This window comes from Brevibacillus sp. HD3.3A (assembly GCF_013284375.2).
GTDB lineage: Bacteria > Bacillota > Bacilli > Brevibacillales > Brevibacillaceae > Brevibacillus > Brevibacillus parabrevis.
In genome coordinates this window covers 1,150,269-1,164,572 of record NZ_CP085874.1, presented here as the reverse complement: position 1 = coordinate 1,164,572, position 14,304 = coordinate 1,150,269, and the positions used below count along the sequence as shown (strand labels likewise).

Below are 14,304 nucleotides of genomic sequence, written 5' to 3'. Positions count from 1 at the left end.
TTAGTCCAGTGTACCGGCAGGGCCGAAAAATTCGAAATGGATGTCTGCCGCGTCCACGCCCCACTCCTTCAAAGCGCGGTTGATTGCTGTCATGAAAGGAACGGGACCACAGAAATAAAAGTTGGCGTTTTTGTCAGCTACGATGCTTTGCAGCCATGGCAAGTCGATGTAGCCTTCTTTATGGAAAGCGTGTGCAGCGCGATCCTGTTCTGTCGGCTTTTCATAGCACCAGAACGCTTTTACTTGCGAATGCTCGGCAGCCAGCTCCTCCACGGCCTTTCTCATCGCGTGTACGTTGCCGTTTTGCGCTGCGTGAATAAAAGTAACCGGACGAGTCGGGGACGTTTTCACCAGCGTTTTCAGCATGCTCATCATCGGAGTCAAGCCCACGCCGCCGCTGATCAGTACAACAGGTCTGTCGTCTTGCTGATCCAGCGTAAAATCGCCAGCCGGAGCGGATATACGAAGCGTATCGCCTTCTTTGATATCCTCCGACAAATAGACGGATACTTTTCCGGCAGGTTTATCGCCAATCGCGTCCTCGCGTTTCACCGAGATGCGGTAATACGGATTGCCCGGCGCATCGGAGAGACTGTATTGGCGAATGTGGGTATTTTCTTCTCCCGGTATATCCAGCTTGACGCTGATGTACTGGCCAGGCTCGTAGCTTGCGATCGCTTTTCCATCCGCTGGCACCAGGTAAAAGGATGTGATGACGTCGCTTTCTTTTACTTTGCGCTGGACGATGAACTCCCGGAAGTCTGCCCAACCGCCAGTCTGCCCTTCTGCCTGGTCATACATTTCCGCTTCCACGCTGATGAACACATCCGCGATGACCCCGTACGCTTCTGCCCATGCCTGGATGATCTCATCCGTGGCGGCATCCCCCAACACTTCTTTGATTGCCGCAAGCAAGTTTTCCCCGACAATCGGATAATGCTCAGGCTTGATTCCCAGACTGCGGTGTTTGTGTGCGATTTGTTTCACTACCGGCAAAATCGTTTCCAGTTTGTCGATGTACAAAGCAGCCGCGTACACCGCATTTGCCAGTGCCGTTTGCTGTCTGCCCTGTTTTTGGTTGGCGTGATTGAAAATGTTCAACAGCTCTGGATGGCTGGCAAACATCCGTTTGTAAAAATGTTTGGTTATCGTAGTGCCGTGCACTTCCAGTACAGGCACGGTCGATTTGATAATGTCGATGGTTTTTTGGTTCAACATACAAAACCCTCCTTGAAGTTCAACGTCTTGCTTATGTATGTAGTGTAACGGAGCAGCTGTTTTCGCTCGTGTGATTATAATCACAGGAAAAAGCAACGATTTGTGACAAGGAATTTGGGAAAAGGGTACCTCTCGCGCAACTCCTGCGATATAGTAAATCTAGGAAAATTAAGGGAGTGGACCGATATGACGCTGGAAGAATATCAAAAACGCGCCTCGGAGCAAGATGACTGGGCACCTGGCTGGGATGCCCTTGATGAAGCTTTTCAGAAGCTGTACCCTGGTCAGGAGCCTGCCCATTACGGCACAAATATGGTGAGCCGCGCCATGTTTGGCGGTGACGAGTACCTGGATGGCTACAGCATTTATGAATCGTCGCACGGCTTCAAGCATTTGCTGACCTACGGCATGACGGAGCTGTACACAAACGAACAGGCGTATGGAAGCGAGTGGAGCCAGTGGGGCTACGAAATGACGATCAAGCTCAAAGCAGAATCCAATGAAGAATGCATGTGGGCGATTGACATGCTGTCCAATCTGGCCCGCTATACATATACCCAGAAGCGCTATTTCGAACCCGGCCAATACATCGCCGGAAACGGACAATCTTTGCGGATCGGCACAGACTCTGCCATCACCGCCCTTCTGATTGCCGCCGATACAGAAGTAGATGGAATCGACACTGTGCACGGTCGGGTGGATTTTGTCCAGCTTGTCGGCATCACGCAAAGAGAGCTGGAAGTGTTGAAGGAAGACCCTTCCCAAGCTGAGGTTTTGATCGAGCGGATGAAGGACGACAATCCGTATTTGGTGACGGATATGGCGCGGAGCAAGTCCTACTTGTAATTCATGACCGTTCTGTTTCCTCTAGCCTGCTGGTTGATAGAAAGAAAGGAAGTCGGCACACGTGAAAGTCGGTTTAGTGAGACACTTCAAAGTCAAACAAGCTTACCCAAAAGGGGCATTCATTCCCGGCCGCGTAGTGAATGAGTGGTTCCGAACGTACGATCAGGCAGACATTGAATCTGGCAGCACCGACCTTAGCGGAATCGAATGGAACAAGTGCTATGTCAGTACGCTCCCGAGAGCAGTCAAAACGGCGGAAACGATTTTTCCCGGGCCGATTACGCCAATGGTCGAGCTAATCGAAATTCCCCCGCCAGCCTTTTCCGAGCGTCTGCGGCTTCCTGTTCTCATGTGGGCGGTATGGATCAGGCTGTCGATGTACTTCGACCGCAAGACGCGCGAGGAAATCAAGCGTGCTCGCTTCCGGATCAGCGAAGTATTTGATCACGCCTTTGGAAACCACACGGAAAACGTCCTCATCGTCAGCCACGCTGCCCTCATGGTGTTCATGCGAGAAGAACTGATTCGCCGCGGCTTTGCAGGGCCGAAATTCAAGATTGCCAAAAACGGGGAGCTGTACGTTTTTGAAAAGCCTCCTTGTTGACAAACGAATTGCCCATCTGCCCATGAAAAAAGATCATCCCTTATATTCGTCGGGATGATCTTTTTGTATTCGCTCTCTCACAAACTTGGCGATGCTCTCTACGTCATCGACGTGAAAACACGGTACATTTTCCTTGCGATCGGCTGACCAGCTCACGACCCCAACCAGGTGAGAGACGGACTGGAGCAACTCTTCGTCTTCTGGACGCCGCAGCAGCACCAGCTTGGGAAAGTGCTCGCGCTTGAAGCCCTCGATCAAAACGAGATCAGCTCCCGCCTCTGTCAGTCGCTGGACGAGCACAGGCAGCTCCAAGGGGCGCTGCTCGATCATCGCCGTCTTTGTTTTCGAGGTAATCGCGACGAGCGAAGCTCCGGCCTCGCGGTAGCGCCATGTGTCTTTTCCCGGCTGATCCCACTCGAAATCGTGTCCGCCATCGTGCTTGACCACCCCGACCCGCAAGCCTGTACCCTCCAAAAGTGGAATCAGTCTCGTTAACAACGTCGTCTTGCCGCTGTTGGAATAGCCGACAATTTGCAATACCCGTCTCCGCTCGTCCATTCCTATCCGTCCTTTCTCCACGCAGGGGCGGCATGGGTCAGCACATCTACCAGCTCTCCCACCGCTTTGCCACTGCCGCCTGCCGGAATGACAATGAAGCATTCACTGTCTTTCAGCGTTCCCAGGTTGCCTGCCTTGTCGTTGAAATCGGGCACGGCCAGCAACACGCTGTCCTGTTCCATTAATTTCCCCCGCAAATAGCGCGGGTATGGGCAAGGCTTTTCGTACGGAACGGCGAGCCTTGCCTGGATCATCGGCGGCTTTACCCCTTTTTCCCCGGCAAGCTGACGGATCGCCGTCCGCCCGAACAGCTCGAAGCCAAGAAAGCAGGCGCCCGGGTTCCCCGACAGCGCCAGAAGCGGCTTGCCTGCCACGAGCATGCTGGTCGTAGGGCTTGCCGGACGCATCGCTACCCGGTTGAACAACAGCTCTACATCAGGGTCATCAGCCAGATGTGCAATCACGTCGTAATCGCCGACCGACACGCCTCCGCTGGAGATGAGCACATCTACTTGCTGCATGTACTCGCTAATCTTGTTCTTTGCTGGCGCAAGTTCGTCCTTCATGCCGGAAAAGTAGACAGGGACGCCTCCTGCCTCCGCTACCAAAGCAGACAGCATCGCCATGTTGCTGTTGCGGATTTTGCCTGGAACAAGCGGCTCGTCAACGCCCAAAAGCTCGCTGCCCGTAGACAAAAGGCCCACTCGCGGCCTGCGAAAAACGTCTACCCGGGAAAACCCGAACGTAGCCAAAATCGCGATCGTGCCAGCATTGATCCGTTCACCTGCCTGCGCGATTACCGTTCCTTTCGCCATTTCCTCGCCGCGGCGGGAAACGTTATCTCCTGGCTGAAGCGCTCGCTTGATCCAGACCTGCTCAGACTGTTCCCCCGGATTTTGCGTCTGCTCAAACATGATCACAGCATCGGCACCTTCCGGCATCATCGCTCCGGTCATAATCCGCGTGGCACAGCCTGCCGTCACTTCCCGGGCAGGCACCTGGCCTGCGGCTACCGTCTCGATCACGCGCAAAGCCACCGGACTTCCCACGGAAGCAGTCACCGTATCCGCTGCCTTGACTGCATAGCCGTCGAGCGGCGAGCGATCAAAGTGCGGCAAGTCGTGTGTCGCATGCAGATCGCAAGCCAATATCCGCCCGTACGCTTCTCCGATGTTCACCTGCTCTGTCGCCAGCGTCGGCAACACCGCCAGCCATTTGTCGACCGCTTCCTGTACCGAAATGGTTTGTCGCGCAAAACGCATCGTCCGTCCTCCTAGTCATGACCGCCCAGCACGCGGCTTATAATCAGCCGACGTTTACATCCAAATCCTCTACTGGTCTTTCCTTGTATTTTAAATCTTTGTTTGCGGTAAAAGTATCCGCTTTTTCGATCTTGACCGCTGTATTGTATTCCGGGATGCCCGCATAGGCTTCGTATACCCCTTTTGGAATCAGCACGTTTCCTTCCGGCCAGTACACCTGAATATTTCCTCTTTTCGTCTCTTCAAACTTGGCACGTCCCTGGAAGGTTCCATAACTATTATACACAACAATGCTCTCGCCTTCCGCAATGCGCAGCTCCCGAGCGTCTTGCGGATTGATCAAAATATCGTAGCGGTCCGCGTTGTTGAACGGGTCCTTGTTGCTGTAGATCATCGAGTTGAACTGTTTGCCCCGGCGAGTCGTCACGTAGAAGTGCCCGTCCGGCTTGTGCAGTTCAGGAATGTCGATCGGCAGCAGATTCGCTTTGCCATCCGGTGTCGGACACACACCGTCCTCACACAGCCAGGCTCCCCCCCACTGAAACACATCCCCGCGGTTTTTCAAATGCTGGATGCCGTCGTAGTTCGGATTCGCCTTGGCGATCTCCGCGCGAATTTCCGCGGCGCTCGCGAAGTGCATGAGGTGCTTTTTGTTCGGATGGACGCGAGCTGCCAAATCCACGTAAATCTCCCACTCAGGCCGGGCTTCCTCGATTCGCGGCCCTTCGATCTCCGCACTGAAGTACACCATCCGCTCCGTGCTGGTCGAGGTGCCGCCGCCCGGCTGCTCATAACGCGTCATCGCCGGAAGCACAATGACCTCTTCCTTGGCATCCACAAGCGTAGACGTGTTGAAAATAATGTCCTGATGGACGCGCAGCTCCACACTTTCCAGACACGTCCGCATGAAATCAGGGTCGGGCATCGTCTCCAGAAAATTGCCCCCGCTCGTGTAAAACAGTCTGGTCTTGCGTTCGTGTCCATCCGGCAGCAAGGCGTTTTCCAGCGAGACGCCGACGATATCGCCTTGCCATTTCGGAATCGGAAAATTCCACAGCTTCTCGATTCGCGTCCAGCTTTTTTCATCGAAATCTCCGCCCGGCAAGCTGAACGGGTCCGCTCCCATCTCCCCGGAGCCTTGCACGCCAGAGTGACCGCGAATCGGCATGACGCCGCAATGCTTGCGTCCGAAAAAGCCGCGCAAGATCGCCAGATTGGCTACGGAAGAAATATTGTCCGTCCCGAAGCGATGCTGTGTCAATCCCATGCTCCACACAAACACGCCGGATTTGGAATTGGCGAGCAACAGCGCAAATTCTTTCAAGCGCTCCTTGCTGACACCCGATGATTTCTCCAATGCTTCCCACGATTGATTTTGCAGATGCGCGCGCAGCTCCTCGATGCCGTTCGCATGCTCGCGGACAAACTCGTGATTGATAGCCGATCCTGGATTGGCTTGCTCCATCTCAAACCAGTGCTTCATGACGCCATTCATGAAGGCGATATCGCCGCCGATGTTGACCTGATAAAAGTCGTCCGCGAGCTTCGTGCCAAACACGGCGCTCTCCGGCACGGAAGGAATCCAGTATTGTTCCATGGCCGGTTCCTTGTACGGGTTGATCAGGATGATTTTCGTTCCCGCCTTTTTCGCTGCGTACATGTACTTGGTCGAAACAGGCTGGTTGTTGGCCGGGACTGAACCGAAAAAGACGAGCACATCCGTGCCGATCCAATCCTGATAGTTGCAACTGGACGCCCCGATCCCCATAGAGCGCTTCAATGCTGTCTTGCTCGGCGAATGGCAAATCCGCGAGGCGTTGTCGATGTTGTTCGTTCCGAGAAAACGGGCCATTTTCGCCGCTGTGTAGTACACCTCGTTCGTAATTCCGCGTGCGGTCAGGAAAAAGGCCAGCTGCTTCGGGCTGATTCCTTTGATCTTTTTGGCGATTCTGTCCAGGGCATCGTTCCAGCTGATTCGCGTGAACTTGTTCTCCCCCGGCTTGCGCGACAGCGGATACGGGATTCTGCCCAGCTTGCGCAGCTCGACGCTGGACAGCTCTCTTAGAGCGCTTACATTTTCCAGCCACTTTGGCTCCATCGCAGGCATTGTATTAAGCCGCAGAACGTTCAGGCGAGTCGTGCACAAATGCGGGCCTGTCAATGTCTGATCGTACAAGCCAGATACGCCGAGCGCGCAGCCGTCACACACGCCCTGGGTCAAAATCCGGTACGCGTAGCCGAGATTGTCCCGGTTGTCGTACACGACCTTCATCGTGTCGAGAATGTGATGCGGCTTGATTTTGCCAAGGCCCATGGGCATCATGGAAGCCCACAGGGAAGGCTTCAAAGAAGTATCCAATTTGACCGGTCCATTATGCTTCGTCTTGCCCATAGCTTTTCCGCTCCCCTCTTGTCTATCACCCGCGAGACTAAAAAACCACCATGAAACCGTCCCTGTCCCGAAGGATAAGAGCGTGTTCACGGTGGTTGTCTACGGCAGGTTCGCTACCTAGTCTCAACGTCGTGTTTGCTGGCGAAGTCCGCGTTGTCTAACCGGTGAACAGGAACGCTGCTTCGTTTAGACTTACGGTTCGTTTTTCCATTTTTTCTCGATGTCCTGATCAAATACAAAGATGGACATCCCAAAGTCACGTTCAATGTCGATGTCAACGAACAGGTCGACGAGCTTGGCTCCTAGAAACGCTTCCATATCAACTGGCTGATGTTTTCGATACATTTCCTTGACCATTTCGGTTCTGGCAGCTCGTAATGTCTGCTTTCCATCCTTCGAAGTGGCAATGAACTTTTCCACTGGCGAAAGATTGCCTTCCATCTCGCAGATCGCCCAGTTTTTGCAAAACGTGGTGCTGATCTTGCTCGGTCCCTTTCCCATATGTCGCTTGCGGAAAGCCCTGACCAGATTACTGAACTCTGCTTCGAACTTATTCATCGACGCTACTCACCTTTATTCCAATCATTCTCTACTATGACTTTACCATTGATCAACTAGCCAATTCAACAGACTTTTCTCTTTGTTTGGCTTCTTCCTTCAATTTTTTAATATCCACTCGGATTAAGAGGGAAATGAGCAGGGCGACAATGAACATCGCCGCAAAAACGCTCATCGTCCCGGTGTAGCTTTTCGTCGTCTCCCGGACCCATGCGGCAAAGATCGGGCCTGCCAGCCCGGCTGCCGCCCAAGCCGTCAAAATATAGCCGTGAATCGCGCCAAGCTGCCTTGTGCCGAACAAGTCGCCAATGTAGGCCGGAATCGATGCAAACCCGCCGCCGTAGCACGTCATGATGATGAACATCGCAATCATGAACAGCAACGGATTGCTCATGTTCGGCAAAAGGAAAAACAGCACCATCTGGATCGCGAAGAAAGCTGTATACGTGTTGGCACGGCCGATGTAATCAGACAGCGAAGCCCAGCCAATCCGTCCTCCCCCGTTGAACAAGCCGTTCAGCCCCACCATCAGGGCAGCGGTCTGCACAGACATGCCGACCATTTCCTGCGCCATCGGGGAAGCGACCGAAATGACAGCGATTCCACAAGTCACATTGATAAAAAGCATCAGCCAGAGCCAGTAAAAACGCCGCGTCTTGATCGCTTCGTTGGCCGTCAGCTGGCACAAATCTTTTTTGATCGGCTTGTCGCCCGCTTCGCCATTTGTGGAAAAGCCTGCGGGAACCCAGTCTTTCGGCGGCGGAGACAAATATTGTGCAGAAGCAAACATGACGATGAAATAAACAATGCCCAAAACGTAAAAAGTGTTCGCAATTCCTGCACTTTCAATCAGCGCATTCATGATCGGGCTTGCGATCATCGAAGCAAAACCGAAGCCCATGATCGCCAACCCCGTCGCCAGTCCGCGACGATCCGGGAACCATTTGACCAAAGTAGACACCGGAGTGATATAACCGACTCCAAGCCCGATACCGCCTAACACTCCGTAGCATATGTACAGCAGCGGCAAACTGGCTAACTGGGTCGCAAGCCCGGAGCCGACGATGCCCACTCCGAAAAAGATCGAGGCCAGCGTTCCCGCTTTTCTCGGTCCGTGCTTTTCGACGTAATGGCCGAGAAAAGCAGCCGACAGCCCGAGAAACAGGATGGCGATGCTAAAAGTAAACTGCACATCCGGCAGTTCCCAGCCAAATTGCTGGGTAAGCGGCTTGGTAAATACGCTCCATGCATACACCGATCCAATCGAGATATGGATTCCCACCGCAGCCAGCGCAATCAGCCAGCGGTTTTTCACTTGTTGCTCCATCGAACTCATCTCCTTTAGAATGGTTTTGGAAAAGCAAAAAGAAAAACTGCTGATTTCATCGAAGCCCTTGTGTTCCCAACATGCAAAGCATGCAGAAACAAACGGTTCAATGAAACACAGCAGTTAATCATCAGCAGGAACGCTACATCAGCATCAACAAGCACGTGCCCTCGTATTCGATTGGCAAATCGCTGCGAAAGGTTCGGTGACAGGTTCGCTGTTCCGTGCCATCTCGCTTTGTGGATCGTTCTGATTACTGAAAGAACGAAATATTATGACACTTAAAGTTCTACATAGTATACTACCATGTAAGCGCTCACTAGACAATATTTTCCTCTCTATAAATCTATTTATCGCTTTTCTATCCATTAAGACTATATGCACACAGGAGGTTATCATGTCGGAGCTTAGCAAAACAACGAGCCGAAGCGTCCTAAAAATTACGGCTGACCACCACGTCTGGGAAGACGACGAAATCGTCACGGAATACCCGCTCACGATCTTTTTGAACGAGGAAGAGTTTGCTACCATCGTCTGTACGCCTGCCGATCTGGAAGAGATGGTCGTCGGTTTTCTGGCTGCGGAAGGCGCGATCCAAAGCTTTGCAGAGATCAAACAAATCACAATTGATGAAGCAAAAGGCATAGCTTACGTAGACTTGCACAAAGCGACGATTTTGTCGCAGAGCTTTTACTCGAAGCGCAGAATTACTTCCTGCTGCGGAAAAAGCCGGCAATCTTTTTACTTTTTCAGCGATGCCCGCACGGCAAAGCCTGCCAGCGGCACCACTTCCGTCACTCCAGATCAGTGCATCAGGCTCATGGAGGACTTGCAAGCCTCCTCTGACATCCATCGGCAAACGGGAGGCGTGCACAATGCGGCCCTCTGCTCGCCTGAACAAATCTTGCTGCAGTATTCAGATATCGGCCGCCACAACGCCTTGGACAAAATATACGGAAAATGCCTGCGGGAAAACATCTCCACGACCGACAAAATTCTCGTGTTCAGCGGCCGCCTGTCGTCTGAAGTTTTGTTGAAAGCAGCCAAAATCGGCGCGGGCATCATCTTGTCCAAATCGGCTCCGACCGATCTGGCGCTGCAACTGGCAGATGAGCTGCAAATAACCGCTGTCGGCTTCATTCGCCACAACAAAATGAACGTGTATACGCAGCCGCAGCGGATTATTTTACCCTGAACATTTTCGTCCGCCCCCGCACAAAGCAAAGCTGCGCCTACTGCTGTCCTGTTGTTCTGCGCTTTTCCTCGCGGCAGGCGATGTCGTACTCTTCCGGCGTGTTCGCATTGAACAGCGCCCACGGATCGAGCCAACCATCCGGCACCTGTAAAACCGCCAGCTTCTGAATCGTCTTCATCAGCCGCAGCTCTCCCTGCTCAAGCGCTTGTTCCCAGACAGGCTGCGTGCTTTTTCGATACAAGGCGCAGAGCGGATGCAGCCTGTCCTGCGCATACGGAATGACGGCTTCCCAGCCCGCTTCCTGATCGTCTGCGCAAGCAACCAGTCGCGCAATCTGCTCACGATCCATAAACGGCAGGTCGCAGGACAGTACAAGCAGTACCTCTTCCGTACACAGCCGCAGCGCCGTCACCAACCCGCTCACTGGCCCTGCGGACGGCACCAGATCAGGGGTGACCCGCACGCCAAGACGTCCCGCCACCTCTGCCGGGATACGCTCCGGTTCATTGGAAACAATCAGGCAAGGCATGCCTGCCGCTGCTACTTCTTTGACCAGCTCGGTCAGAAATGTTCCCTCTCGCCATGGCAGTTGTTCTTTGGGCACGCCCATCCTGCTGCTTTTCCCCCCCGCCAAAATGACGGCGTGTATGCTTGGCTGCATGATTTTTTCCCTGCTTTCCCGAAGATTTCAGGCTGAAAAGCTTGACAATAACGAGTATTAGTTTATAATAATTATAAACAAGGAATTAATTTAAAAAAGAGGAGAGATCATCACTATGGAAAACACACTGTTCAACGTTTTGAATAAACAAGTTGCGAACTGGACTGTCCTGTATACAAAACTGCACAACTTCCACTGGAATGTAAAAGGGCCTCACTTCTTCACCTTGCATGCGAAATTTGAAGAGCTGTACACCGAAGCTGCCGGACATATTGATGCTTTGGCAGAGCGCGTTCTCTCGATTGGCGGCAAACCTGTAGGCACCCTTGCTGCATGTTTGAACACAGCGAGCATCGCGGAAGCGGAAGGCAATGAAACCGCCGAGCAAATGGTGGAAATCATCACCCGTGACTTCTCGGTTCTCACAGACGAACTGAAACTGGCGATGGAAGCTGCCGAGCAAGCAGGCGACGAAGCAACAGAAGACATGCTGTTGTCCATCCGCAGCGGCCTGGAAAAACATATCTGGATGCTCAAAGCATTCCTCCAGTAAACGATACAAATACTCTCACTCCATGAAAAACGTTGAGACGTTTTTCACAGAAAAAGGCGATCGTGCTAGCACGTCGCCTTTTTGCTGTGTACGCAAAAATGTATTAGGCCAATGAAAAAATCAGCTTTCTTCCGTCCTTTTCCACCTTTACCTGGGGCAGGTACTTCAATGACTTCTGTACACCGATGTAAGGGCTGGCAAATTCAACATCGTGTCTTTCCTTCAGAATCAAACAAAGGTCAACAAGTGACATCGGCGACATGTTTTCCCGCAAAATGTTCTCAATATAGTCCGCCACTTCCTGATAATTGTGACGAATGTGCGTCTTCCTTACTTTGATGCGCTTCACCATGTCAGCTGGAAGTTCCTCTGCAGCCACCGCTACTTCCTCAGATGCTTCAACCGCTTCAATCCCGGCTTCCATGTCCATTTCCCGAATCCGGTTGAGAAGCTGTTTGATGTCTGCTCCCAGTTGCTTGTCCTGATCTACGTATTGACGGCGCAGAACCATCCTTTGCTCCAGCATGGCCTGTAGTGTCATCTGCAACGCTTTCCGTTCATTAAACATTGCGTTATGTATTCCCCTTTTCGTAAAAAGTAGAATTTTGTGGAATGTATAACCAATGATAATATAATTCGCTCCCCTTGAAAATGAGAATTTAGGCTCACCAATACTGGGCTTTTGCTTATCTTAGAGATAGATGTTGAATTTAAGAAGCGACAAGGAAAGGATGCACGGGATGGACTTTCATCTGACGATTGTCGGTCTGTTGGTGGGCTTTCTTGTCGGGCTCACCGGAGTTGGCGGAGCTGCCCTTTTGACCCCTATCCTGATTTTTTTAGGCATCCAGCCGACCGTCGCCGTAGGCACAGACCTGGTGTACAACGCCATCACAAAAATCTTTGGCACATGGCAGCATTGGCGACAAAAAACCGTCCATTTTTCCATCGTGCTGTACCTCGCGTTGGGCAGCATCCCCAGCGCTATCGCAGCTGTCCATGTGATGAACTGGATTCATTTGTACGTCACTTCCGCCGATCAGATTTTTAAAAAGATACTGGGCTTTGCCTTGATTCTCATACCGATCGCCATGCTGCTCAAAAGCTTGCTGAACCGCCGCCAGCCGCAGCTCAATACGTGGCAGCAAAAACCTCTCGCCCAAAAACGTCTCGTCTTGATTGCCGTCGGCGCACTCCTCGGCTTTCTTGTCGGCCTGACCTCCATCGGCAGCGGATCGCTGTTCGCCATCGCCCTGATGCATTTTTTCGCCTTTTCCGGAAAAGAAGTCGTCGGCACGGATATCGCCCACGCTTTTTTCCTGACCAGTGCAGCAGGTCTAGCCCACATGAGCTTTGGTACGGTTGATCTGTTCATTGTAATGCAGCTGTTGCTTGGCTCCATCCCCGGAGTAATCATCGGCAGCAGGCTCTCCTGCAAGGTGCCGACTGTGTTTTTGCGATGGGTTATTTCTATTGTGATTATTATTAGTGGGATTAAAATTTTGTGAAATTTGTAGTTGTACTTTTAGTAAATAGGAAAAAGCTGTTGAACAACTTCAACAGCTTTTTCTTGTGTTATTCAATGTTGTACTTACTTGAAACTTCTTTCTGCAACTTGTCAAACTCAGGGAAGTTATAATGTTGAAATTCGTCTTTGTATACAGAGTGTAAACTTTTTCTTGCTTCATCGAGAGGAAACTTACCTTGAATAACCCCTAAGGGAGCCAAGTTATTAAAGTAAGTATTTTTCTTTAGAAATAAAACATATTTCTTTTTATTTTGCATAAGCCGATAGCCTTCAATCGTCCGCTGCTGTTTTCCAATGACATCATCTTTCACGATGATACTAGGTTCCCAAACTTCGACCTCATCACCGACAGCAATTTTCTCATCCAATTGGTTCTTAAATATTTTTTCGACTTTCACCATTCTTTTCGTCGAATAATCATCAATTTCCCCATCTTCGTGATACCTTATATAGTTTTCTGTCTTATTAGTTGCTTCCCCAATGATAATCAGGTCAGCATCTTCTTCCAAATCCTTCACACTCTCATACACTGTAACGGATGCATGGGAGTTTCTTACTTCTACCTGATTGTCTAGGTAGACATATCCAGCTACAAGCGAAGCTGTTAAAGCCATTACAATTTTTCCAAACATGTTTATTTCCCTCCAAATTACTTCCACCTATTTTTCAAATGGGTTTTATCTGCTTTTTGAGGCACATTAAAAGAAAGGTCTCCTGGTTTCATGACTGATACATCATCATTGTTATGTGCCAAACTTAAAGAATGACCAAATTCATGCACAGCAACTTTCTTTTTAAAACTAGAAGAACTTGTTCCTATTTGTTGCAAATTAAGTCTAATGTTTCCTACGCTCCAATCTTCGAAGTTATTGCTATCAAAACTTAATTTTCCTTTTGAATCAGTATAATAAGGCTCCCACTGTCCATCCCAAAATTGAGAATAATAAGAAACATATGCCCTGACCTGTGAATCATCTTTTTTTGATACTTTGGAAAGTGAAACATTTGCTGATATATCATTCCATGACGAGGCTCCAAAATCTAAAATAGAAGTATAGTTGTTACTAGAAACCGAGGAGTCCAACCAATACTTCAAATCGCTGACCTTATCCCCAGTATTAAATCCACCTCGCCACACGTGGCAACTAGAATCGTTGCAACGATCATCATGGGCTGCAGCACTTGTTGATAACAAAGATATAGTTGCTAGAAGTAATAATGATAACAGTTTCATTTTCTTCACTGATTTTCTACCTCCATAACTACCCACAAAGTTTGAAATGATATTTCCCTAGTTAAAAAATGCACTACACTGCCTTCCAGTGTTCAAGCATGTAACCTTTTCACTCCTCTCTATCACTAAATGAATAAGCATATAAATCAGAAACCAACAAAATACCTTATTTTTACATTAAAGGATGAAAAATGTTTATTTCTTCACAAAACGGTAACATTTGTTACGTTTTTGTGAACTAAACAATCGAGTAATACATAACTGTTATCTTCACCCAAGCAGTGGTCATTCGATTAGATATCCTTGTATTAAAAGCTTCAGATTACTATTTTATATATATTAAATACAAAACAAGCGGCCTTTTACGA

15 protein-coding genes are annotated in these 14,304 nt (G+C 50.4%); 5 read left to right on the top strand and 10 right to left on the bottom strand.

Annotated features, from left to right (window positions below):
* Positions 1-1,218, bottom strand: coding sequence for an NO-inducible flavohemoprotein (hmpA, locus tag HP435_RS05920; protein WP_122962745.1), 1,218 nt, complete (start codon positions 1,216-1,218; stop codon positions 1-3).
* Between the two features lie 186 nt (positions 1,219-1,404).
* On the opposite strand from hmpA, the gene HP435_RS05915 reads away from it, so the two are divergent.
* Positions 1,405-2,064 (top strand): suppressor of fused domain protein, encoded by a 660-nt coding sequence (locus HP435_RS05915; protein ID WP_122962744.1) that lies wholly within the window; start codon positions 1,405-1,407, stop codon positions 2,062-2,064.
* A gap of 61 nt (positions 2,065-2,125) precedes the next feature.
* Positions 2,126-2,668, top strand: a complete 543-nt coding sequence (locus HP435_RS05910) for a histidine phosphatase family protein (RefSeq protein WP_122962743.1) — start codon at positions 2,126-2,128, stop codon at positions 2,666-2,668.
* A gap of 33 nt (positions 2,669-2,701) precedes the next feature.
* On the opposite strand, the gene mobB is transcribed toward HP435_RS05910, so the two are convergent.
* From mobB to HP435_RS05885, 5 genes are all read right to left on the bottom strand, one after another.
* Positions 2,702-3,226 carry a molybdopterin-guanine dinucleotide biosynthesis protein B gene (gene mobB / locus HP435_RS05905; protein WP_122962742.1) on the bottom strand — a complete coding sequence of 175 codons (525 nt, stop codon included), beginning with the start codon at positions 3,224-3,226 and terminating at the stop codon, positions 2,702-2,704.
* A 2-nt stretch (positions 3,227-3,228) separates the two neighbouring features.
* A complete protein-coding gene (gene glp, locus HP435_RS05900) occupies positions 3,229-4,488 on the bottom strand; it encodes a molybdopterin molybdotransferase MoeA (protein WP_173600009.1) in 1,260 nt (419 codons plus the stop codon).
* Positions 4,489-4,531: 43 nt separating this feature from the next.
* Positions 4,532-6,880, bottom strand: coding sequence for an FdhF/YdeP family oxidoreductase (locus HP435_RS05895; protein WP_173596012.1), 2,349 nt, complete (start codon positions 6,878-6,880; stop codon positions 4,532-4,534).
* Between the two features lie 192 nt (positions 6,881-7,072).
* Entirely contained in the window at positions 7,073-7,438 is a 366-nt protein-coding gene (locus tag HP435_RS05890; protein ID WP_122962739.1) for a Na-translocating system protein MpsC family protein, read from the bottom strand.
* Between the two features lie 52 nt (positions 7,439-7,490).
* The gene (locus HP435_RS05885) at positions 7,491-8,765 is read right to left on the bottom strand and encodes an L-lactate MFS transporter (RefSeq protein WP_173600010.1); all 1,275 of its coding nucleotides are present in this window, start codon (positions 8,763-8,765) and stop codon (positions 7,491-7,493) included.
* Positions 8,766-9,162: 397 nt separating this feature from the next.
* On the opposite strand from HP435_RS05885, the gene fdhD reads away from it, so the two are divergent.
* Positions 9,163-9,960 carry a formate dehydrogenase accessory sulfurtransferase FdhD gene (fdhD, locus tag HP435_RS05880; protein WP_173596010.1) on the top strand — a complete coding sequence of 266 codons (798 nt, stop codon included), beginning with the start codon at positions 9,163-9,165 and terminating at the stop codon, positions 9,958-9,960.
* A 37-nt stretch (positions 9,961-9,997) separates the two neighbouring features.
* Here fdhD and HP435_RS05875 read toward each other — a convergent pair whose 3' ends face one another.
* Positions 9,998-10,621 carry a molybdenum cofactor guanylyltransferase gene (locus HP435_RS05875; protein WP_217365841.1) on the bottom strand — a complete coding sequence of 208 codons (624 nt, stop codon included), beginning with the start codon at positions 10,619-10,621 and terminating at the stop codon, positions 9,998-10,000.
* Positions 10,622-10,736: 115 nt separating this feature from the next.
* On the opposite strand from HP435_RS05875, the gene HP435_RS05870 reads away from it, so the two are divergent.
* Positions 10,737-11,174 (top strand): Dps family protein, encoded by a 438-nt coding sequence (locus tag HP435_RS05870; RefSeq protein ID WP_122962735.1) that lies wholly within the window; start codon positions 10,737-10,739, stop codon positions 11,172-11,174.
* 103 nt (positions 11,175-11,277) lie between these two features.
* Here HP435_RS05870 and HP435_RS05865 read toward each other — a convergent pair whose 3' ends face one another.
* A complete protein-coding gene (locus tag HP435_RS05865) occupies positions 11,278-11,742 on the bottom strand; it encodes an alpha-amylase family protein (protein ID WP_122962734.1) in 465 nt (154 codons plus the stop codon).
* A 172-nt stretch (positions 11,743-11,914) separates the two neighbouring features.
* On the opposite strand from HP435_RS05865, the gene HP435_RS05860 reads away from it, so the two are divergent.
* Complete coding sequence (locus tag HP435_RS05860) at positions 11,915-12,682, top strand: sulfite exporter TauE/SafE family protein (RefSeq protein ID WP_122962733.1); 768 nt, start codon at positions 11,915-11,917, stop codon at positions 12,680-12,682.
* A gap of 67 nt (positions 12,683-12,749) precedes the next feature.
* Here the strand turns inward: HP435_RS05860 and HP435_RS05855 are convergent, their stop codons facing one another.
* On the bottom strand, positions 12,750-13,334 hold the full coding sequence (locus HP435_RS05855; protein WP_122962732.1) for a hypothetical protein: 585 nt from the start codon (positions 13,332-13,334) through the stop codon (positions 12,750-12,752).
* Between the two features lie 17 nt (positions 13,335-13,351).
* Positions 13,352-13,936: a matrixin family metalloprotease gene (locus HP435_RS05850; protein WP_229049937.1), complete on the bottom strand. Its 585-nt coding sequence runs from the start codon at positions 13,934-13,936 to the stop codon at positions 13,352-13,354.
* Between the last annotated feature and the right edge of the window lie 368 nt (positions 13,937-14,304).